Origin of the sequence: Amycolatopsis granulosa (assembly GCF_011758745.1) — a bacterium.
Classification (GTDB): domain Bacteria; phylum Actinomycetota; class Actinomycetes; order Mycobacteriales; family Pseudonocardiaceae; genus Amycolatopsis_E; species Amycolatopsis_E granulosa.
In genome coordinates this window covers 2,299,113-2,319,154 of the sequence record NZ_JAANOV010000001.1, presented here as the reverse complement: position 1 = coordinate 2,319,154, position 20,042 = coordinate 2,299,113, and the positions used below count along the sequence as shown (strand labels likewise).

The 20,042-nt window shown below is 72.5% G+C and carries 17 protein-coding genes, 1 other RNA gene and 1 pseudogene; 11 read left to right on the top strand and 8 right to left on the bottom strand.

The features are described from left to right. Positions 1-21: 21 nt before the first annotated feature. Together FHX45_RS11165 and FHX45_RS11160 are read right to left on the bottom strand one after the other, a co-directional pair. The gene (locus FHX45_RS11165; RefSeq protein ID WP_167099737.1) at positions 22-1,395 is read right to left on the bottom strand and encodes a GntT/GntP/DsdX family permease; all 1,374 of its coding nucleotides are present in this window, start codon (positions 1,393-1,395) and stop codon (positions 22-24) included. Then, on the bottom strand, positions 1,392-1,889 hold the full coding sequence (locus FHX45_RS11160; protein WP_167099734.1) for a gluconokinase: 498 nt from the start codon (positions 1,887-1,889) through the stop codon (positions 1,392-1,394). Before FHX45_RS11160 ends, FHX45_RS11165 begins: the two co-directional genes overlap by 4 nt. A 123-nt stretch (positions 1,890-2,012) precedes the next feature. Between FHX45_RS11160 and FHX45_RS11155 the strand changes: the two genes are divergently transcribed. Both FHX45_RS11155 and FHX45_RS11150 read left to right on the top strand, forming a co-directional pair. Further along, positions 2,013-2,681: a FadR/GntR family transcriptional regulator gene (locus FHX45_RS11155; RefSeq protein ID WP_167108744.1), complete on the top strand. Its 669-nt coding sequence runs from the start codon at positions 2,013-2,015 to the stop codon at positions 2,679-2,681. A 36-nt stretch (positions 2,682-2,717) separates the two neighbouring features. After that, positions 2,718-3,638 (top strand): annotated as a pseudogene (locus FHX45_RS11150) (cobalamin biosynthesis protein CobD/CbiB); the annotation flags it as partial. Here the strand turns inward: FHX45_RS11150 and FHX45_RS27780 are convergent. From FHX45_RS27780 to FHX45_RS11140, 3 genes are all read right to left on the bottom strand, one after another. Continuing rightward, entirely contained in the window at positions 3,601-4,473 is an 873-nt protein-coding gene (locus FHX45_RS27780; protein ID WP_341771426.1) for an SURF1 family cytochrome oxidase biogenesis protein, read from the bottom strand. The pseudogene FHX45_RS11150 and the gene FHX45_RS27780 overlap by 38 nt on opposite strands. Before the next feature lie 121 nt (positions 4,474-4,594). Next, positions 4,595-5,455 (bottom strand): fructosamine kinase family protein, encoded by an 861-nt coding sequence (locus tag FHX45_RS11145; RefSeq protein ID WP_167099728.1) that lies wholly within the window; start codon positions 5,453-5,455, stop codon positions 4,595-4,597. A 70-nt stretch (positions 5,456-5,525) separates the two neighbouring features. Further along, positions 5,526-5,999: a low molecular weight protein-tyrosine-phosphatase gene (locus FHX45_RS11140; protein ID WP_341771425.1), complete on the bottom strand. Its 474-nt coding sequence runs from the start codon at positions 5,997-5,999 to the stop codon at positions 5,526-5,528. A gap of 40 nt (positions 6,000-6,039) precedes the next feature. Here FHX45_RS11140 and FHX45_RS11135 point away from each other — a divergent pair, with 40 nt between their 5' ends. Genes FHX45_RS11135 through FHX45_RS11125 form a run of 3 tightly spaced genes read left to right on the top strand, consistent with a single transcriptional unit; the run spans position 6,040 to position 8,675 of the window. Next, positions 6,040-6,846, top strand: a complete 807-nt coding sequence (locus FHX45_RS11135; RefSeq protein WP_167099721.1) for a Nif3-like dinuclear metal center hexameric protein — start codon at positions 6,040-6,042, stop codon at positions 6,844-6,846. A gap of 15 nt (positions 6,847-6,861) precedes the next feature. Continuing rightward, positions 6,862-7,599 (top strand): CT398-like coiled coil hairpin domain-containing protein, encoded by a 738-nt coding sequence (locus FHX45_RS11130; protein WP_167099718.1) that lies wholly within the window; start codon positions 6,862-6,864, stop codon positions 7,597-7,599. Beyond that, the gene (locus tag FHX45_RS11125; protein WP_167099715.1) at positions 7,596-8,675 is read left to right on the top strand and encodes a histidine phosphatase family protein; all 1,080 of its coding nucleotides are present in this window, start codon (positions 7,596-7,598) and stop codon (positions 8,673-8,675) included. Before FHX45_RS11130 ends, FHX45_RS11125 begins: the two co-directional genes overlap by 4 nt. Here the strand turns inward: FHX45_RS11125 and FHX45_RS11120 are convergent. The 3 genes from FHX45_RS11120 to sfnG form a co-directional block, all read right to left on the bottom strand. Then, positions 8,672-9,895 (bottom strand): SLC13 family permease, encoded by a 1,224-nt coding sequence (locus FHX45_RS11120; protein ID WP_167099712.1) that lies wholly within the window; start codon positions 9,893-9,895, stop codon positions 8,672-8,674. The genes FHX45_RS11125 and FHX45_RS11120 overlap by 4 nt on opposite strands. Before the next feature lie 141 nt (positions 9,896-10,036). Beyond that, a complete protein-coding gene (locus FHX45_RS11115) occupies positions 10,037-11,224 on the bottom strand; it encodes an acyl-CoA dehydrogenase family protein (RefSeq protein WP_167099709.1) in 1,188 nt (395 codons plus the stop codon). Further along, the gene (gene sfnG / locus FHX45_RS11110; protein WP_167099706.1) at positions 11,221-12,366 is read right to left on the bottom strand and encodes a dimethylsulfone monooxygenase SfnG; all 1,146 of its coding nucleotides are present in this window, start codon (positions 12,364-12,366) and stop codon (positions 11,221-11,223) included. Before sfnG ends, FHX45_RS11115 begins: the two co-directional genes overlap by 4 nt. A 131-nt stretch (positions 12,367-12,497) precedes the next feature. Between sfnG and rnpB the strand changes: the two genes are divergently transcribed. The 6 genes from rnpB to FHX45_RS11080 all read left to right on the top strand — a co-directional run bounded on the left by rnpB (position 12,498) and on the right by FHX45_RS11080 (position 20,042). Further along, positions 12,498-12,883: RNase P RNA component class A (gene rnpB, locus FHX45_RS11105), an RNA gene on the top strand. 869 nt (positions 12,884-13,752) lie between these two features. Then, positions 13,753-14,019 carry a hypothetical protein gene (locus tag FHX45_RS11100; protein WP_167099703.1) on the top strand — a complete coding sequence of 89 codons (267 nt, stop codon included), beginning with the start codon at positions 13,753-13,755 and terminating at the stop codon, positions 14,017-14,019. Between the two features lie 18 nt (positions 14,020-14,037). Continuing rightward, the gene (locus tag FHX45_RS11095; RefSeq protein ID WP_167099700.1) at positions 14,038-14,493 is read left to right on the top strand and encodes a hypothetical protein; all 456 of its coding nucleotides are present in this window, start codon (positions 14,038-14,040) and stop codon (positions 14,491-14,493) included. 10 nt (positions 14,494-14,503) lie between these two features. Next, the gene (locus FHX45_RS11090; RefSeq protein WP_167099697.1) at positions 14,504-17,383 is read left to right on the top strand and encodes an ATP-binding protein; all 2,880 of its coding nucleotides are present in this window, start codon (positions 14,504-14,506) and stop codon (positions 17,381-17,383) included. Beyond that, positions 17,380-19,440, top strand: coding sequence for a magnesium transporter (locus FHX45_RS11085; protein ID WP_167099694.1), 2,061 nt, complete (start codon positions 17,380-17,382; stop codon positions 19,438-19,440). Before FHX45_RS11090 ends, FHX45_RS11085 begins: the two co-directional genes overlap by 4 nt. 5 nt (positions 19,441-19,445) lie before the next feature. Then, positions 19,446-20,042, top strand: coding sequence for a hypothetical protein (locus tag FHX45_RS11080; RefSeq protein ID WP_167099691.1), 597 nt, complete (start codon positions 19,446-19,448; stop codon positions 20,040-20,042).

Below are 20,042 nucleotides of genomic sequence, written 5' to 3'. Positions count from 1 at the left end.
GGAGGCCCGGAACACCGGCCGCTACGCCAGCAGCGCGCCCAGCGGCAGGATGATCGCGATCGCGACCACGGAGATCACCGTCTCCATGATCGACCAGCTCCGGACGGTCTGGCCCACGGACAGCCCGAAGTACTCCTTCACCAGCCAGAACCCGGCGTCGTTGACGTGTGAGAAGAACAGCGACCCGGAGCCGATCGCGAGCACCAGCAGCGCGGCCGCGGTGGGCGGCATCGTGGCCGCCAGGCCGGACACCAGCCCGGCCGCGGAGACCGTCGCCACCGTCGCCGACCCGGTCGCGAGGCGGATCAGCACCGCGGCCAGCCAGCCGAGCAGCAGTGCGGGGATGTGCGCCCCGGTGGCGAGCTGCGTGACGACGTTGCCGACCCCCGCATCCACCAGGATCTGCTTGAACCCGCCGCCCGCCGCGACGATCAGGACGATCCCGGCGACCGGGCCGAGCGACCCGCTGACCGTCGACGCCAGCCGGTCGCGGGTGAACCCGGCGGCCCGGCCCAGCGTGACCATGCCCAGCAGCACGGCCGCGAGCAACGCGATCAGCGGATCGCCGACGAAGTCGAGCACCCGGCGCGCCGGGTTCGAGCTGCCGGCGACGATGTCCGCGATCGCCTTGGCGAGCATCAGGGCCACCGGCAGCAGCACCGTCGCCAGGGTGGCGCCGAAGCCCGGCCGGCGCTGCTCGTCCTCGCTGCCGCCGCGCGCCGGCACCAGGTGTTCCGGCGCGGTCGCCGCGGGCACCCACCGGGCGGCGAGCCTGGCGAACAGCGGTCCGGCGATGATCACCGTCGGGATGGCGACCAGCAGGCCGAACCCGAGGACGATCCCGACGTTGGCGTTCAGGGCGGCGGCCGCGGCCAGCGGGCCTGGGTGCGGTGGGACCAGACCGTGCAGCACCGACAACCCGGCCAGCGCGGGGACGCCGACCAGCATCAGCGGCCGGTCGCTGCGCTTGGCGACCAGCAGCACCACCGGGATCAGCATGACCAGGCCGATCTCGAAGAACATCGGCAGCCCGATCAGCGCGGCGACCAGGGTCATCGCCCACGGCAGCGCCCGCGGCGAGGTGCGGGACAGGATCGTGTCGACGATCTGTTCGGCGCCTCCGGAATCGGCGAGCAGCTTGCCCAGCATGGCGCCGAGTGCGATCAGCAGGCCGACCGAGGCGACCGTCGAGCCGACTCCGGCGGAAAAGCTCTTGATCACTTTGTCGACCGGCAGGCCGGCCAGCAGGCCGACCACCACCGACCCGACGATCAGGGACAGGAAGGCGTGCACGCGGGCCTTGCTGATCAGCGCCACGATCACGGCGATGCCGATCAGGGTCGCGACGACCAGGCGGGTGTCGTGCCCCGTCCATGCGGCGGCGAGGGTGCTCACGGCTGCTCCTTGGCCATCTCGGTGACCGCCCGGTCGACGATCGCCGCGGGGGATTCCCGGATGTCGGCGACCATCCCGCGCTCGTCCGTGCCGAGGGGTTCGAGGTCGGCGAGCTGGGAGTCCAGCAGCGACACCGGCATGAAGTGCCCGTGGCGTCCGCGCATCCGCTCCGCCAGCACGTCCGGCGGGCCGTCCAGGTGCAGGAACCACACGTCCCCGCCGGTCCGCAGCACGTCCCGGTAACAGCGCTTGAGCGCGGACGACGACACCACACCGCCGGACCGCTGGTGCGCGGAGATCCACGCCGCGATCGCCCGCAACCACGGCCACCGGTCGTCGTCGGTGAGCGGATGGCCGGACGACATCTTCTCGATGTTCGCCGGTGGGTGGAACGTGTCCGCTTCGGCGTACTCGACGCCCAGGCGCTCGGCCAGCGTCGCGCCCACCGTGGTCTTGCCCGACCCGGCTACCCCCATCACGACGATGACCGTCATCTCGCCGACCTTCCCACGTTTGATCACTGCACCGCAAAGGTACTACTTAATTTGCTCATAAGTAATACTTAATCGAGTCAGAGGTATAACGTCACCGTCGTGGCCGAGGGAATGCACGAGCGCATGCTCGACGCGGTGGGGACCGCGATCGCCTGCGGGCAGCTGCCGCCGGGCTCGGTACTGCGGCTGGAGGAGCTGCAGCAGCGCTACGGAGCTTCCCGCACCGTCGCCCGGGAGGTGGTGCGCGCGCTGGAGGCGATGCGCCTGACCACCAGCAAGCGCCGCGTCGGCATCACCGTGCGGGACTGCGCCGACTGGAACCACTACGACCCCCGGTTGATCCGCTGGCAACTGGACGGCGATCACCGGGCGGTGGCGCTGCGCAACCTCATGGAGCTGCGCTGGGCGGTCGAGCCGAGCGCCGCGCGGTTCGCCGCGCTCCGGGCGAGCCCCGAGGACCGCGGACGGCTGCGCGCCCTGGGCGCCCGGCTGGAGGCCACCGCGCACGCGCGGGACCTGACCACCTTCCTCCGGCACGACATCGCCTTCCACCACCTGGTGCTCGCGGCGTCCGGGAACCCGATGTTCGGGCAGCTGTCCGCGGTGGTCGCGGAGGTGCTCACCGGGCGGACCGAGCACGGCCTGATGCCGCCGGAACCGCAGCCCGCGGCCGTCGCCCTGCACCTGGAGGTCGCGCACGCGATCGACACGGGCGACGCGGAGCTGGCCGAACAGGCGATGCGCGGCATCATGGTCCAGGCGCGGGATGAGGTCGCCCAGCAGTTCCAGTAGTCTGCCCGCGGACTTCGACCTCCGGGGAGCGACGACGTGAGTGCCGCACGGGCGATCGGCCTGCTGCTGGGGGCGGCGGCGGACGGGGTGATCGGCGAGCCGAAGCGCGGACGGCCGGTCACCGCCTTCACCCGCGCCGTCCGCGACCTCGGCACCCGGCTGCCCCCGCACCGCTCCGCCGGGATCGCCTTGACCGGCGGGCTGGCCGGTTCGGCCGTGCTGGCCGGGCTGCTCGCCGAACGGTCGGTGCGGGGCCGCCCGGTCCTGCAGGCACTGGGCACCGCGGTCGTGACCTGGGCGGTCCTCGGTGGCGCCGGGCTCGCCGCGGACGGCACCGAACTGGCCCGCGACCTCGAAGAAGGCCGGCTGGACGCGGCCCGGGAGAAACTCGCCGAACTGGACAGCAGGCAGACCGACGGGCTGAACGTCGTGGGCCTGTCCCGGGCGGCGGTGGAGTCGGTCGCCCAGCACACCGCGGACGCGGTCGTCGGGCCGCTGTTCTGGGGTGCGGTGGCCGGGATGCCCGGCCTGCTCGCCGCGCGCACCGCCTCGGTGCTGCGCACGGTGAACGACCCGACCCGGCCGGCCGGGCGGTCGGCCCGGCGTCTGGACGACCTGGTCAACCTGCTGCCGGCCCGGTTCGCGGCCGCGTTGACGGTGGCCGGCGCACCGGTGGTGGGTGGTTCGGCGGCCGGGGCGTGGCGTGCGTGGCGGCGCGACACCGCGGCTCACCCGAGCCCCACCACGGGCCGCATGGCGGCCGCGTTCGCCGGTGCGCTGGAGATCCGCCTCGGCGGCCGCACGGTCTACCCGCACGGCGTCGAGGAACTCCCGGTGCTGGGCGACGGCCGGAACCCCGATGCCGGCCACGTGACCCGCGCGGTCGAGCTGTCCCGGGTGGCCGGGTGGCTGGCCGGGGTCAGTTCCGCTGTGCTGGCTGCTCTTCCCGGTCTGCGTCTTCCCGGTCTGCGGCGGCTGCGTGCTCGGCCTCGTCCTCGGCCAGGATCTCCGCGACCGACTTGCGCTTGCGTTTCCCGGCCATCTCGTTGAGCACGCCACCGGGCTTCATCTCGCGGACGGTGAAGTACACCAGCCCGGCGATGGCCATGATCCCGAACGCGATCCACTGCAGCGCGTAGGAGAAGAACGGCCCGGCGTCGGTCTGCGGCAGCGGCAGCGGGTTGAGCACGCCGGGCTGGTCCGAGTCGAGCTGGAAGTAGCCCGCGCGAATGTCCAGACCGCTCGCCCGGGCCACCACGCGGCTGTCCACGACGTAGCTCTGGAGCTTGCCGCGGGTGGACGCGTCGGCGAAGGCGTCCCGGTTCTTCGGGTCGGTCTCGTCCTGCCGGATCCGTGCCACGACCGTCACCGGACCGGCCGGCGGCGCCGCGTACGGCGGCACCTCGGTGCGCGAGTCGGGCGGCAGGTAGCCCCGGTCGACGAGCACGACCTGCCCGTCCGCGGTGCGGAAGGGGGTGAGCACCTCGAAGGCGGGCTGGCCCTGCACGGTCCGCAACCGCGCCACGACCTCGTGCTCGGGCAGGTACGTGCCGGTGATCGACACGCGGGTCCACTCGGTGCGGCTGTCCGGGGTGGCGCCGGGCGGCAGGACGTCGTCCAGCGGGCGCGGCTCGGCGGTGAGCGAGGCTTCGATGGCCTTGTTCTGCGCCTCGCGCTGGTCGTTGCGGGAGAACTGCCACGGCGAGAGCAGCGTGAAGCAGGCGAACGCGAACGCGAGCACACCCACCACGAGGGCGAGCCAGCTCGGCCTGAGGAGGAACTTCAGCCGCACACCCCTACGGTAGCCGTGGCGGGTGGGGTGGGTGTGGGAGGTACGCCCAGTGCGTGAGTGCACCGGGGGGTGCGGCCCGACCCGGACTCCCGCGCGTGCCGCAGGTCACGGCCGTGCCGCGTCAGCCGAGGGCCGCCCGCGCCGCGCGCAGGGCCTGCCGGGCGTAACCGGCGCCGAACACGGCGGCGTGCATCAGCAGCGGGAACAGCTGGTGCAGCTCCACCCGCTCCCGCCACCCCTCGGCGAGCGGGGCGTCCAGGTCCTTCGCCGCCTCCTCGTACGCGCCGAGGATGTGACTCAGCAGGGGCGTCCCGAACAGCTGCAGCATGGCCAGGTCCGCCTCGCGGTGCCCGCCGTGCGCCGCCGGGTCGATCAGCCACACCGCGCCCTGCGCCCAGTGCACGTTTCCGCTCCACGCGTCGCCGTGGATGCGGGACGGCGGCTCCGGCGGCCCGCCCAGCTCCGGCAACCGCGCGCACAACCGCTCGAACACCGCGGCCTGCTCGGTGTCGTACAGGCCCTGGTCCACGCACATCCGCACGTAGGGCAGCACCCGCTGCGCGGCGTAGAACGACGCCCAGTCCTCGCCCGGCTCGTTGCGCATCGGCGCCAGGCCCATCCACGCGTCGGCGGGCCCGCCCGGCGGCGGCGACCCGTAAGCGTCTGCGCCCCGCAGGTGCAGCCGCGCCAGGCCGCGCCCGAACTCCTCCGCCGCCGCGGCCTCCGGGTAGGTCGGCGGGACGTAGGCCATCACGATCCATTCGCCGTCGTGCGCGTGGACCTCGGGGACCGGGACGTCGCCGTACTCGCCGAGCCACCGCAGCCCCGCGGCCTCGGCGTCGGTCGCACCCGGTCCGGCGCCTTCCTTGGCGACCAGCACACCACGTCCCGCGGCGGTGACCAGGCACACGGCCCCGCCGCTGCGGCGCACCCCGGTGACCTCGACTCCCAGCAGCCGTTCCACGGCTTCCCGCGCGCTCATGGCTGTCGCTGTACCCGCGTCGGCATGTCCGACACGGTATCCGGGTGCGGCGGGCGGCGCACGGACACGGTCACAACCGGGCCTTCACCCAGTCGAGCAGCCCCGGCACGGTGCGCTCGATCATCACCAGCACCTCGGGGAACCCGTCGTCGCCGCCGTAGTACGGGTCCGGGACCTCCGCCCCGTCCGGGGCGGACGGGTCGAACGAGCGCAGCAGGCGCACGCGGTCCGGGTCGTCCACCATCCGCCGCAGCGTGCGCAGGTGGCCCTGGTCGGCGGCGAGCAGGAGGTCGGCGGCGAGGTGGTCACCGTCCACCTGCGCGGCGACGTGCTTGGCGGAGTAGCCGTTCGCGCGCAGCGTGTCCCGGGCGCGCGGGTCGGCCGGTTCGCCGACGTGCCACGGCCCGGTTCCCGCGCTGGTGACCCGCACGCGGTCGGCCAGCCCGGCCCGCCGGAGGTGCTCCCGGACGACGATCGCCGCCATCGGGGAGCGGCAGATGTTGCCGGAACAGACGAAGCAGATGTGCAGGCTCGGCTCGGTCACACCCCGCAGTGTGCCCCACCGCGCGTGCGAAGATCGCCCCATGCCCGTGCTCGCCGAAGTGATCGCCGCCCTGGAGGACGCCTACCCGCCCGCGCTCGCGGAGAGCTGGGACGCCGTCGGCCTGGTCTGCGGAGACCCGGCCGAGCCGGTCACGGACGTGCTGGTCTGCGTCGACCCGGTGGCCGCGACCGTCGACGAGGCGATCGAGACCGGCGTCCAGCTGGTCGTCGCGCACCACCCGCTGCTGCTGCGCGGCGTGCACGGCGTGCCCGCCGACACGCCGAAGGGCCGCTTGGTGCACCGCCTCATCCGCGCCGGTGTCGCCCTGTACTGCGCGCACACCAACGCCGACTCGGCGAACCCCGGCGTCTCCGACGCGCTCGCCGAGGCGATCGGCCTGCGGGTGCTCCGCCCGCTCGACCCGCACCCGGACGGCACCACCGGCCTGGGCCGGATCGGTGAGCTGCCCGGGGCGGAGCCCTTCGCGGCGTTCGTGCGCCGGGTCGCCGCCGCCCTGCCACGGACCGAACCGGGCGTGCTCGGCGCCGGCGACCCGGATCGTCCGATTAGGACGGTGGCGGTGTCCGGCGGGGCCGGCGACGGTTTCCTCGCCGCCGCTGCCGAAGCCGGCGTGGACGCCTACGTCACCGCCGACCTGCGTCACCACCCGGCCGGTGAGCACCTGGAGACCGGCCCCGGCGCGCCCGCGCTGGTCGGCCTGACCCACTGGGCGAGCGAGTGGCCGTGGTGCGGCCAAGCCTCGGCCGTCCTGCGCGCGGCGTTTGCGGGTAACGTCAACGTTCACGTGTCCACGCGCCGAACCGATCCGTGGACCATCCGTGGGTGAACCGAGGGAGTACCAGTGAAGGCAGAGCCGGCCGTCCAGCGTCAGCTGCTCGAGCTCGCGAAAGTGGATGCCGAGCTGTCCCGGGTCGAGCACCGCCGCCGCACCATGCCCGAGACCGCCGAGATCGAGGGCATCGAGAAGACCCTCCGCGAGCTGCGGGACACCGCGATCCGCCACGAGACCGCGGCCTCGGACCTGGACCGCGAGATCGCGCGCCAGGAGAAGGAGATCGAGTCGGTGCGCGCCCGCGAGGACCGCGATCGCAAACTGATCGACGGCGGCACCGTCAACGCCAAGCAGGTCACCGACCTGCAGCACGAACTGGAGACCCTGGCCCGCCGCCAGAGCGCGCTCGAGGACGACCTGCTGGAGCTGATGGAGCGCCGCGAGGCCCTGACCCTGGACGTGCAGCGCACCGGCGCCGAGGTGGACAAGACCGAGCAGGCACTGGCCGACGTGCGGGGCCGCCGCGACGAGACGCTCGCCGACCTGGACACCACGAAGGCCCGCCGCGAGGAGGACCGCGCCAAGCTGGTGCCGCGGTTCCCAGAGGGCCTGCTGAAGCTGTACGAGCGGGTCCGCGCGCACAAGGGCATCGGCGCCGCGCTGGTCCGGCAGCGCCGGTGCCTGGCGTGCAACATGGAGTTCGACCGCAACACGGTGGCCGAGATCAAGGCCGCGCCCGAGGACGAGGTCGTGCAGTGCGAGAACTGCGGCGCGATCCTGGTGCGCACCGTGGAGTCGGGCCTGTGAAGGTCGTCGTCGAGGCCGACGGCGGCTCGCGCGGCAACCCCGGCCCGGCCGGGTACGGCGCAGTGGTCCGCGACGCGGCCACCGGCGAGGTGCTGGCCGAGCGGCGGGAGGGCCTGGGTGTGGCGACGAACAACGTCGCCGAGTACTCCGGCCTGATCGCCGGGCTGCGGGCCGCGGCCGGGCTCGGTGCCACCGAGGTGGCCGTGCGGATGGACTCCAAGCTGGTGGTCGAGCAGATGTCCGGCCGCTGGAAGATCAAGCACGAGGCGCTGCGCGAGCTCGCCGGGCAGGCGCGCGAGCTCGCCGCCGGGTTCGCGGGCGTGACCTACGAGTGGATCCCGCGCGCCCAGAACGCACACGCCGACCGGCTCGCGAACGAGGCCATGGACACCCAGGCCGGCAGCAGCACCGCCACCGAGCGCACCACCCCGCAGAAGTGGACCGGCGCGCAGGGCACGCCCACGCGGATGATGTTGCTGCGGCACGGGCAGACCGCGATGTCGGTGGACCGCCGCTACTCCGGCCGTGGCGACGTGCCGCTCACCGAACAGGGCCTGCAGCAGGCGGCGGCCGCCGCGAAACGCCTCGCCGCGATGCCGGATCTCGGCGCGGACACCGCCGTCGTGGCCTCCCCGCTGACCCGCACCAGGCAGACCGCCCAGGCCGTCGCCGACGCGCTCGGCGCGCGCGTGGCGACCGATCCCGGTCTGCTGGAGACCGACTTCGGCGAGTGGGAGGGTCTGACGTTCGCCGAGGCCGCCGAGCGCGACCCCGTGCTGCACGGCCGGTGGCTGCGCGACTCGTCCGTGCCGGCGCCCGGCGGGGAGAGCTTCGACGAGGTGCACCGGAGGGTGCGCCGCGCGCGGGACGAGCTGGTCGAGACCCACGGCGGGCGGACGATCGTGGTGGTCAGCCACGTCACGCCGATCAAGTCCCTGCTGCGCCTCGGGCTGGACGCCGGGCCGTCGCTGCTGTTCCGGCTGCACCTGGACCTCGCGTCGCTGTCGATCGTCGAGTTCTACCCGGACGGCAACGCCTCGGTCCGGCTGGTCAACGACATCTCCCACCTGGGCTAGAGCACGAGCCACAGCGCGACGGTCGCGGCCGTCAGACCGGCCGGGACCGTCGCCAGGCCGAGCCGGGTGAACTCGCCGAGACCGGGTGCGTCCCGGCCGAGGACCCGTCGCCACAGCAGCGTCGCCAGCGAACCGATGTAGGTGGCGTTCGGGCCGATGTTCACCCCGAGCAGGACGGCGAGCAGCACCCCGGGCGCCGGGTGCGGCCCGATCGCGGACAGCAGGATCAGCGTGGCGGGCAGGTTGTTGACGAGGTTCGCCAGCGCTGCCGCGACGAACGCGGTGAGCAGCAGTTCGGGCAGCCCGGTGGTGGCCGGCAGCAGCGCCCGCAGCGGGCCGCCGAGCACGTGGTCGGACACGGCCTGCACCACGACCGCGAGCCCGGCCACGAACAGCACGAGTGGCGGGTTCGCCGCGGCCACCAGCTGCCGCGGGCCGGTTTCGCGCCGCAGCAGCGCGCGCACGGCCAGGACGGCGGCGGCGATCGCGGCGACCCAGCCGGGTGCCAGTCCGATCAGCGGCCCGGCGCCGAACCCGGCGAGCGTCAGCGCGAGGACGACGAGCGTGAACACCGGCGCCGGCGGGCCGGGCTCCGGGGCGCGGGCGTGCCCGGTCAGGTCGCGCCGGAAGAACCACAGGAAGACCGCCAGTTCCACGGCGAGGGTGACCAGCCACGGCAGCGCCATCAGCGCGGCGAACCCGGTGAAGGTGAGCCCGGAGGCGGCGAAGGCCAGCAGGTTCGTCAGGTTGGAGACGGGCAGCAGCGTGGACGCCGAGTTCGCGAGGTGGGCGCAGGCGCAGAGGTGCGGTTTCGGCGGCAGGCCGAGTGTCTGCGCGGTCGCGAGGACCACCGGAGTCAGCAGCACGACCGTGGCGTCGAGGCTGAGGATCGCCGTGGTGCCGGCCGCCGCGGCGAAGGTCAGGGCGAGCAGCAGGCGCGATCGGCCGCGGCAGGCGCCGGCCAGCCGGGCGCCGAGCCAGCGGAAGACACCCTCGCGGGCGGCCAGGTCGGCGAGAACCAGGATCGCCGCGAGGAACCCGAGCGTCGGCGCCAAGGTCGCGATCCGGGCACCCGCCTCCCGGAGCGGCACCAGACCGAGCGCGAGGACGACGAGTGCGGCCGGTACCGCGGCCACCGCTTCCGGCCAGCCGCGCGGCCGGGCCATGGCGAACCCGAGAACGGCCGCGAGCGCACCCAGGCTCCCGACCGCCGCGACCATGTCTCCACGTTAGCGACCGTCCCGGCGTGCCCGCCCCGGACGGCGAACCGGCGGCCGGTGACGCCCAGGAACGGTGCGGGACGGTGCGGGCCACCCCCGCGCCCTGTCCGGCGGCGAGGGTGGCCCGCGGGCAACCGGTGGCTAGGTGTACCAGGTCGGCTCCGGGTGGCGGCCGTTCACGGCGTAGTCCCCGACCTCCCGTTTCTTGTAGGGCAACGGGTCGTGCAGGGAGTGGGTCCGCAGGTTCCGCCAGAACCGGTCCAGCCCGTACTTCGACGCGCTCGCCCGCGCTCCGGTGAGCTCGAAGATCCGCGTGCCGATCTCCAGGCCGGTCTCGACGATCCGCTGCTTGGCCGCGGCGATCAGCACCGCGACCTCGCCGCGCGCCTGTGGCGTGACTTCCTCCCGCGGCGCGTGCAGGATCGGCGAGATCGCCGCACCCGCGCGTTCCACCAGGGCCTCCGCCGCCCACAGCTTGGCCTGCAGGTCGCCGTAACCCTCGAGCACGTACCACTCGTCGGTCGCGGACTCCTTGTCGTCGCCACCGTAGGGCCAGGCGCGGGTCCGTTCCCGCGTGTAGGCCAGCGTCGATTCCAGCGCGCCCTGCGCGATGCCGAGGTAGAAATTGGTGAACACCAGCTGGATGGCCGGCACGTTCAGCGTGTTGTAGACCAGCGGCCGGAATTTCCGGTCCACGTATCCGGCGGCGTCCGGCCACGGCACGCGCACGCCGGAAATGGTCACGCTGCCCGATTCGGTGAGCCGCTGCCCGATGTTGTCCCAGTCGTCGTGGAACACGATTCCCGGTTGGTTCGACGGCACGATCGCGAAGATGTGCTCGCCGGTGCCGTCGAGCACCCCCTCCAGCACGGTCAGGTCCGACACCCGGCTGCCGGTGGAGAACGACTTGTGCCCGCGAAAGACCAGGTCGTCACCGTCCTCGCTGATCCGCAGGTCGGAGTCGCGCGGGTTGACCGCGCCGCCGAAGAACAGGTTGCCGCGCGTGTACAGCTCCTCGACGGCGGCGATCTGCGCGTCGGTGCCGACCAGCCGCACCGCCCAGGCCCACAGGTAGTGGTAGCCGAGCAGCTGGCCGATCGAGCCGTCCGCCTTCGCGATCTCACGGATCACCCGGTAGGCGGTCTCCCAGGTCTGTCCGCCGCCGCCGTGCTCGACCGGGCCGAGCAGGGTGACCAGGCCGTTGTCCTTGAGCAGCTGGACCTCGGCGGTGGGGGTGCGGCCCTCGTGGTCGCGCTGGACGGCGTCGACCGCCAGCTGCGCGGCGACCTCGCGCGCCCGCACGAGCCAGTCGGTTCCGATGGTGGTCATGCGGGGCTCCCCACGGGCTCGGCGGTGGCGGCGGTGGTGTCGAACTCCTGCTCGAGCTCGCGGACGATGGGCAGGACGTGACGGCCGAAGTACTCCACGTCCTCGTGGTAGTGCAGGAAACCGAGCAGCAGCAGGTTCGCCCCGCGCCGCTTGTACTCGATCGCCCGCCGGGCGATCTGCTCGGGCGTGCCGATCAGCCCGGTGCGGAAGCCGTCGTTGTACTGGACCAGATCGGCGAACTCCGAGTCCGCCCACATGCCCTTGCCGTCCGATGTGGACCTTCCGGCCTGCTGGACCGCCGAGGAGAAGCCCTTCACGGCCGCCACGTCGGCCTTGTCCACGATCTCCCGCAGTACCTCGCGGGCCTCGGCCTCGGTGTCACGGGCGATGACGAACCCGTTGAGCCCGAAGCGGACGTGGTGGTCGTTCTCCGCCGCGTACCCGCGGACCTCCGCGACCTGCTCGCTGAACCCGTCGAAGTCCTTGCCGTTGCTGAAGTACCAGTCCGACACGCGCCCGGCCAGCTTGCGGGCCGCGGTCGAGTTGCCGCCCTGGAACACCTCCGGGTGCGGGCGGTCCGCTCCGGCCACCGGTTTCGGCTTGATGTCGAAGTCGTGGATCCGGTAGAAGTCACCGCGGAACTCGGCCGAGTCGGCCGTCCACAGTTCCTTGAGGACGCGGATGAACTCCTCGCTCCGGCGGTACCGCTCGTCGTGTTCGAGCCAGGGTTCACCGAGGCCGGTGAACTCGTCCTTGAACCAGCCGCTGACCACGTTGACCGCGGCGCGGCCGCCGGACAGCACGTCGGCGCTCGCCACGAACTTCGCCAGTACACCCGGGTGCCACAGTCCGGGGTGGACGGCCGCGATCACCTTCAGCCGTTGGGTCGCCAGCAGCAGCGCCAGGCTGAACCCGGTGGACTCGTGCTGGTAGGCGGCGCCGTAGCTGGCCGTGTAGCGGACCTGGGTGAGCGCGTAGTCGAAGCCGTTGTTCTCCGCGAGCACGGCGAGCTCGCGGTTGTAGTCGTAACTCCAGTCGGTGCGTTGCTCGATCCGGCTCGTGACGAGCCCGCCGCTGACGTTCGGTACCCAATAGGCGAATTTCAGCGGTTCACGCGGACCGGGCGGGGGAAATGAGGGCATGAATGCTCCACGAAAATGGTGTCGGGAATTGTGCGTCGACGGTCGCGCGATCGGATTCCGAGTAAAGCGGTGGGCAGCAGGAGGGGCAACCGACGTCCACGCCGTGGGAACGGTTACCCTGGATGGGCGGACGAGTTGGCCGGGCGGCCGCGAGGGTCACTCCCTCGAGGAAAGTCCGGACTCCGCAGGGCAGGGTGGTTGCTAACCGCAACCCGGGGCGACCCGCGGGACAGTGCCACAGAAAACAGACCGCCCCGGTCCGGCAGGATCGGGGTAAGGGTGAAACGGTGGTGTAAGAGACCACCAGCACCCCGGGTGACCGGGGTGGCTCGGTAAACCCCACCCGGAGCAAGGCCAAGAGGGCGCCGGAAGGTGCCTGCGCAGGCGATCGAGGGCGGCCCGTCCGATGCCTGCGGGTAGGCCGCTCGAGCCCGTCGGCGACGGCGGGCCTAGATGGATGGCCGCCACCGCGGCTCCGGCCGCGGGACAGGATCCGGCTTACAGGCCAACTCGTCCGCCCCGATCCCCGGGGTTCCCGGCTCCGCGGTTCGGCTCGTGGACCACGGCGAGGTGCGCGCCGGCGCCCGGCTGCACTGACCGGTGCCGCCGGGTGCGGGCGCCGCTGCCCGCACGAATCCGGTTCGCGAGCCGGTCCGCCGCCGTGGGCCGGGTGAGCGCGGACGTGGTCTCGTCCACCGCCGGCGACGTCGACCCCCGCGCGTGGGCTCGAGGAGCCGTCGCGCGTCCCCGAGATCCGGCCGCGGCGTGTCCGCGTCCTGGCGCACCTGATCCACGCGGTGCGGCGAGGGGGCAACCGCGCCCGCCCGCCGGCGCGAAAGCGTTTGCGCCGCACCGCGAGCGAGCTGCGCACCTCGGGCCGACCGGGCGAGCGCTTACACCAGAGTTCAGCCGAAAGTGCTTACCGATCACGCTTCGTGATCACCCGGCCGAGCCACCGGGGCGCTCCGTGATCGCGTTCGCCGGATCGGATGATCGACTCGCCCGGAGGGGCCGTCACGCCCGGGTACATGCGATGCGGCCGAACGGGTCATGCCACACTGTTCCCCGCGCCATCGACCAGCGATACCGCACACCCAGAGTGAGCCGAGATTGCGCCTGTGAGTGAGTCCATGCCCACACTAGGAAATCCGGGTGCAGGGGGTTAACCCTGAGCGGTGTTGCCACGATGATGGAGGGCGACGAGTTCAGTGGAAGTGGCCGTACTGTGCCTGGTGTGAATGGACTGCCGTTCGACAGTGAGCGCTTTGACCGTCACAGCTCGTGACGCCATGATGGGCTAGACAGACCGGACGAACTTTCCGACCTCGTGGGCCCGCCCGCGCTGACCCACCCGACACCCACACTCCTCGCACCTGGGAGTACGCGATGACCATGATGACAGTTGTGCAGCACCTGGCGCAGCAGGAGATCAGGACCCGAGGGGTTCAGCAGTGGCTGCTGGACAACATCATCCCCCTGGTCCTGCTCTCCGTCGCGTTGCTGCTGCTCTGGCTCGGCGGCGGCAAAGGCGACAACGCCGGCGTCATGCGCCGCCTCGCCGGTGTGGTGATCGCGCTCGCGATCGTCGGCCTCGCGGTGAGCGGGCTCGGCGTCAACGTCGGCCAGTGGATCGCCGGCTTGTTCACCAGCTGACGGCGCGGGATAACACGCGTGCGGATTCGAACCGATGACGAGGTCTACCGGGTCGACGCGGTCTGGCTCGGGCCGCCGAAGGCGACGTTCCCCTGGCGGGCCCGCTACGTGGCGTGGGGCGTCGGCATCCCGGTGTTCCTCCTCGTCCTCGCGGTGGAGCGGCAGCTCGGCTTCGGGTTCGGCTTCTTCTCCACCGCGTGGGCCTTCGTCCTGACGATCTTGATCACCCGGATGATCACCGCCAAGATCAGTCACGAGCGTCCGCTCGGTGCCGTCCTGACCATGTGGCTGCGCGAACTGCAAACGCCCCGCGAGCAGACCTCCGGGGCGGGCGGTGCGGTCACGGCCACGAAGATCCGCGTGCGGAACCAGCGGCCGCTGCCCAAGCACAAACGGCACCCCGCCGCGGCGGGGGCCCATCCTCACCACCAGACAGCACGACCGCGTGGCGCACGCCCTCCGGCGCCACGGTAGGAGGTAGAGGTTGTTCGGAAGCGGCGGACGCCGGAAGGCCGGGAAGCCGGACCCGGGCGGGGCCACCCAGTGGTCGCCGCAGCCGGGCCGCGCGCCCGGCAAGCAGGGCCGCCGGCTGCCCGGTGAGCAGGCGATACCGAGCTACACCCCGTCCATCGCGCTGCGCACCATCGACGGGCACCTGGTGCGCACCGGGAACGAGGTGTACGCCTGGTACCGGCTGGCGCCGCAGCGCTGGTCGTTCCGCTCCGACTCGCAACGGCGTGACCTGATCGCCGCGATCGCCGGTCAGTACGCCGAACTGCAAGGCCGGTGGCTGCACCTGCGCGTCACCACCCGGCCCTACCCGATCCGGATGTGGGCCGAGGCGCACGTCCACAACGCCGTCCGCCGCCCACCGGACGTGCCCGGCGCGCTGTCCTTCGACGACTACCTGATCGGCGAGCAGCAGCAGCTGCTCGGCCGGTCGATGGCGGAGAAGGAGGTTTACCTCGGCGTCCAGGTGCAGACCCGGCGCGCGGTCGACCGGGCGGTCGAGCGGGCCGCCCCGTTGCTGCGCCGCATCCTGCCCGAGGCGGTCGACGCCGAGCTGGCCGCGCTGGACTCCGAGGTCGAGCACCTGGACCAGGTGATCGGCTCGTCCGGCCTGGAGGGCCGCCCGGTGCACGCCGAGGAGATGTCCTGGCTGATGCACCGCTCGTGCTCGCTGGGCCTGCCCGCGCCCCGGCACCTGCCCGCCGTGCCCGGTGCGGCGTGGGAGCCGGAGGACCTGGCCAGCTTCACCGACGCGGCGGACTTCCACGCCGAGCCGTACGCGCCGACGCTCACCGTGCGGGGGCGCACCGGCTCCAACGCGGGCGTGCAGCGTCACCTCGCGGTGCTCACCGTCGGCCAGATGCACGGCCTGCAGATCCCCGAGGTCGACGACCCGTGGGTGCAGCACGCCGACCGGTTGCCCGCCTCGGTGGAGTGGTCGGCGCGCATCTACGTGCGCCGCCCCGAGGAGGTGGCCGGCGAGCTGCAACGCCAGATGAACAAGGTGCGCTCGCAGGTCAAGCACTACACCGACGAGCACGAGCTGGAGCCGCCGCAGTCGCTGGCGCGCCAGGCCGGCCGGGTGCTGGAGATCGACGACGAGATGACCTCGGGCTTCACCGCGCTGGCCACGCGGGTGCGGTCGTGGTGGCGGCTGGCGGTGTCCGGCGAGAGCGAGCGCGAGGCGCTGCGGCTGGCCCAGCAGCTGCTGGACCTGTACAAGCCGAAGATCGCGATCGAGCACCCGGAGGCGCAGTACGCGCTGGCGCGGGAGTTCATCCCGGGCGAGCCGCTGTCCTCGGCGGCCTACATGCGCCGCGGTTCCGTGGTGTGGGCCGCGGCCGCGGTGCCCACGGCGACCGCGGAGGTCGGTGACCGGCGCGGCATCCTGCTCGGCGAGACCTGCACCGCCACGCGGCGCCCGGTGGCGTGGGACCCGTGGATGGCGCAGGAGATCCGCGACGGATCCGGTCTGACCGCGATGGTCGCCGGGCTCGGCGGCGGCAAGTCGTTCCTCGGCGGCGGCATCGTCTACAAGACGTTGCGGGCCGGGGCGCACTGGACCCTGCTCGACCCGTCCGGTCCGCTGTCCCGGTTGTGCGACCTGCCCGAGATCCGGCCCTACGCGCGGCCGATCAACCTGCTGAACGCGCAGCCCGGCATCCTCAACCCGTACCGGGTGGTGGCCGAACCGCTGCTCGAGCACTTCATGGACGAGGACGACCCGGAGCGGGCGTGGCGGCGTGAGCGTGCGCTGGCGGGCGCGACCCGGCGGCGGCTGGTGCTCGACGTGCTCACCGGCGTGCTGCCCTACGAGGTCGCGCGCATGCCGCAGAGCCGGATCGTGCTGCTGCGGGCGGTGCGCGCGGTCGGCGGCCGGTACGACGCCGACCCCGGCCAGGTGATCGATGCGCTGCGGCGGGACTCCAGCGAGCACCACGAGCACGCGGTGGTGGTCGCGGACTTCCTCGACGAGATGCGTGAGCGCATGTCGCTGCTGATCCCGGAGAGCGACGCCGACCCGTACTCGGAGACGCGCGACGACCGGCTGACGGTGCTCACGATGGCCGGCCTGACGCTGCCGAAGGACGGCGTGGGCCGCGAGCACTGGACCGACGCCGAGGCGCTCGGCGTGGAGATGCTGAACCTGGCCGCGTGGCTGACGCAGCGGTCGGTGTACGAGAAGCCGAAGGACCTGCGCAAGGGCGTGTGGATCGACGAGGCGTTCTTCCTGTCCGAGGTCCCGACCGGGCGCGTGCTGATGAACCGGTTCGCGCGTGACTCGCGGAAGTGGAACGTCCGTGTGCTGCTGTCCTCGCAGATCCCGGCGGACTTCCTGAAGATCCAGGGGTTCGTCGCACTGCTCGACTCGGTGTTCGTCGGGCGCCTCGACGACGACGAGGCACAGGCCGACGCGCTGCGGCTGCTGAAGGTGCCGGTCGGCGTGGGGTACGAGCAGGTGGTCGCCTCGCTGGGCCGGCGGCCCGGCGCGCAGCGCGGCCTGGAGCGCGACCGCGAGCCGCGGCAGTTCATCTTCGGCGACGGCGCCGGCGGAGTGGAGCGCATCCGCGTGGACTTCTCCGGCCCGCACCTGGCCCACCTGCGCGCCGCCCTGGACACGACGCCGGGTTCGAAGGACGCCCTGCCGGCCGACTCGCGGGCCCGCGAGTCCGAGCCCGCCGTCGAGGACCAGCACGTCCCGGCGCCGCCACCCGAGGACGAGCTGGAACCGGACCTCGAGCTGGCCGCCGAGCGCGAGGTGGGGCTCACGGAGGAGCAGATCCTCGCCGAGGACGTGCCCGGCGCGGGCGAGCGGGCGGGTGCCGGAAACCGCGGCGGCTGGGACGCCGCATGACGCTCGTGACGGTCCTGAGCGTGCTCGCCCTGGCCGGGTGCTGGCACGCGCTCCGCAGGGGTCTGAAGAACCGCGGCAGCCGCCGCAAGAGACCACCCCGCTGGACGGCCGTGCTGGGAGTAGTCCTGGTGATGGCCTTCCAGACGACCGTCCTGGCGCCCTCCGCGTCAGCCGCAGCCTGCGGCGACGCACCGAATCCGGAGCGGCCCGGTTCCGGGCTGGTGGGCGCGCTGGACCCGCCGGCGCGTCATGGCGAGAACGGCAGTGGTTACCTCGACTACAGCTATGCGGGCACCGTCTGGTACGTCTACCAGACCGACTGCGGCCCGTTGTCCGGAATCACCAGCCCGAACACGACCATTGACACCTGGGCCGGCAACCAGCTGTTCAACATCGGCAAGAACATCGTCGGAGCGACCAACTCGCTGCACTACACCGTGATGGAAGGCGGGCTCCTCAACCCCATCTACAACGCCGTCAAGTCGGGTGCGGAAAAGGTTTACAACAACATCTACGCCCAGCTGTTCGGCCTGTTCGCGCTGGTGCTCGCCATCATGATGTTCCGCAACATCTGGCGGGGTGATCTGTCGGCCGTGAGCAAACGCGGGCTCTACGCCCTTGGGGCCGTCTGGCTCGCGGCCTCGTCGATGGCCATGCTGCAGTACTTCGATCCCATCGACCGGGCCATCGTGCAAACGAGCACGAACATCCAGGCCGGATTCGTGGACAACTCCGGCGACCGTATCGTGCGTGAGATTCTGCCGACCGACCTGTACAACCAGGTGATCTACAGCAACTGGTTGCGGGGCGAATTCGGCGCCCCGGATTCCTCGCAGGCGCAGCAGTTCGGGCGCCCGCTGCTCGACGCGCAAGCCTTCACATGGGACCAGATCCGCAACGGCGATGATGCCAACCAGGGCGTGGTGGACGGGAAGAAGGCCGCCTACAAGAACATTTCCACTCAGCTCGGTCCCGCCACCCAGTACTTCACGGGTGAAGGTGGCAGCCGGACTGGTTCGGGATTCCTCGCGCTGGGCCAGAGCCTGGTCTACGCCCTGTTCCAGTTGCTGGCCAAGGCTTCCGTGCTCCTGGCCCAGGTGCTGATCCGGTTGTTCGTGCTGACCGCTCCGCTGATCGGGCTCGTCGCGCTCCTGCACCACGACATCCTGCGCCGAGTCGCCCGGTTGATCGGCGCGGTCGGGTTCAACCTGCTCGTCCTCTCGGTGCTCGCCGGTGTGCACGCCCTGCTGTTGCAGGCGATCTTCGCTGCGGGGAATTCGCTGTCGATTCTCACCCAGATGGTCATGGCGGGTCTGGTGACGGTGCTGCTCTTCCTCGTCGGGCGGCCGGTGCGCCGCCTGTGGCAGATGGTCGAGATGTCGGTCGGCATGGTCGGGTCGTCCATTCCGGCGCCGAGCGGGGGGCTGTTCAGCCGGTTCCGCAAGAAGCAGGGGCCGACGCCGCAGGACGAGTTCTGGGACAGCGTGCGCGAGGGCGAGGAGAGCGAGGTGGCCAGCCCGACCGGGTCGGCCGGTCGCGGGCGTCCCGAGGCGACCGTGTTCGCCACCGCGCAGCGGCTCGACGGCGCGGGTGCGATGGCCGCCCGCCCGGCGGCTGCCTGGTCCGGCGCGCCGTGGCCGGGTGGTGGCCCCGCGCTGCCCGCCCGGACCCGCCGTGGACTGCCTTCGGGCGGTGGCAACCAGCCCGCCCACGCCGGCTACGTCCCGCAGGGCGCCGATCCGGACGCGTTCGTCTACTCGGCGCCGCCGGGCACCACGCGCCGCGCCGACGGCTGGATGCCGCCGGTCGCGCAGCCGCCGAGCCGCCGCGTGGACACCTCGCCGGTCTACGACCGGGGCTGGGACGAACCCGACCCGGTGGTCATCCCGTCGCGCATTTCGCGGCCGGGCGTGTCCGCCACCCCCGCGCAGCGGCCGGAACCACGCCGCGCCGGGCGGGAACTCGTCGGCGGCAAGCCGGTTCACGTGCTGTACCGGCCCTCGCGCGGGCTCGAGGTGCGCGAGGATCTCCGGGACACCGACCGGATCGTGCGGTGAGGTAGATGCCGATCCGGACCAACCGCGGCCGCGCCGCCGTCTACCGCCGCATCTGGGGTTTCCCGCTGCGCTCGCCCGCCCACCTCGTCGGCAGCGCCGTCGCGGTCATCGTGCTGATCGTCGCGATCGGCATCGTGGTGCCGCAGCTGCTGGGCCATCCCGGCCGTCCCGGGCCGGCCCCGGTCCGCGTGCAGGGTGCCGACGGCACCACGACACGGCCACCGAGCGGTGCCACGTCGACACCCCTGCCGACCCGGCTCACCGCGCCCCTGCTGCAGCCGACGCCCGCCGCGCCGGACCCGGCGGCGCTGCAGGTCGCCAGGCAGTGGGCCACCGCGTGGTCCACGCACCCGGCCGGGATCACCAACGCCCAGTGGCTGGACGGCCTGCGTCCACTCACGACGGCGGAGTACCTGCCGGAGATGTCCACAGTGGACCCGGCGAACGTCCCGGCCACCCGGGTGACCGGCGAACCGACGGTCACCAAGTCCTACACCAGTTCCGTCGAGGTGCTCGTCCCCACCGACGGCCCGAGGCTGTCGATCACCGTCGCGAAGACCCCGGCCGGCTGGCTCGTCACCGGCTTCGACCAGGCGAGCTGA

What these genes read in the sequence shown, in the direction of transcription:
- FHX45_RS11160 (WP_167099734.1), bottom strand. Translation starts at nt 1,889, where the DNA reads ATGACGGTCATCGTCGTGATGGGGGTAGCCGGGTCGGGCAAGACCACG.
- FHX45_RS11155 (WP_167108744.1), top strand. Translation starts at nt 2,013, where the DNA reads ATGCTCGACGCGGTGGGGACCGCGATCGCCTGCGGGCAGCTGCCGCCG.
- FHX45_RS11145 (WP_167099728.1), bottom strand. Translation starts at nt 5,455, where the DNA reads ATGAGCGCGCGGGAAGCCGTGGAACGGCTGCTGGGAGTCGAGGTCACC.
- FHX45_RS11135 (WP_167099721.1), top strand. Translation starts at nt 6,040, where the DNA reads ATGCCCGTGCTCGCCGAAGTGATCGCCGCCCTGGAGGACGCCTACCCG.
- FHX45_RS11120 (WP_167099712.1), bottom strand. Translation starts at nt 9,895, where the DNA reads ATGGTCGCGGCGGTCGGGAGCCTGGGTGCGCTCGCGGCCGTTCTCGGG.
- FHX45_RS11115 (WP_167099709.1), bottom strand. Translation starts at nt 11,224, where the DNA reads ATGACCACCATCGGAACCGACTGGCTCGTGCGGGCGCGCGAGGTCGCC.
- sfnG (WP_167099706.1), bottom strand. Translation starts at nt 12,366, where the DNA reads ATGCCCTCATTTCCCCCGCCCGGTCCGCGTGAACCGCTGAAATTCGCC.
- FHX45_RS11100 (WP_167099703.1), top strand. Translation starts at nt 13,753, where the DNA reads ATGACCATGATGACAGTTGTGCAGCACCTGGCGCAGCAGGAGATCAGG.
- FHX45_RS11085 (WP_167099694.1), top strand. Translation starts at nt 17,380, where the DNA reads ATGACGCTCGTGACGGTCCTGAGCGTGCTCGCCCTGGCCGGGTGCTGG.
- FHX45_RS11080 (WP_167099691.1), top strand. Translation starts at nt 19,446, where the DNA reads ATGCCGATCCGGACCAACCGCGGCCGCGCCGCCGTCTACCGCCGCATC.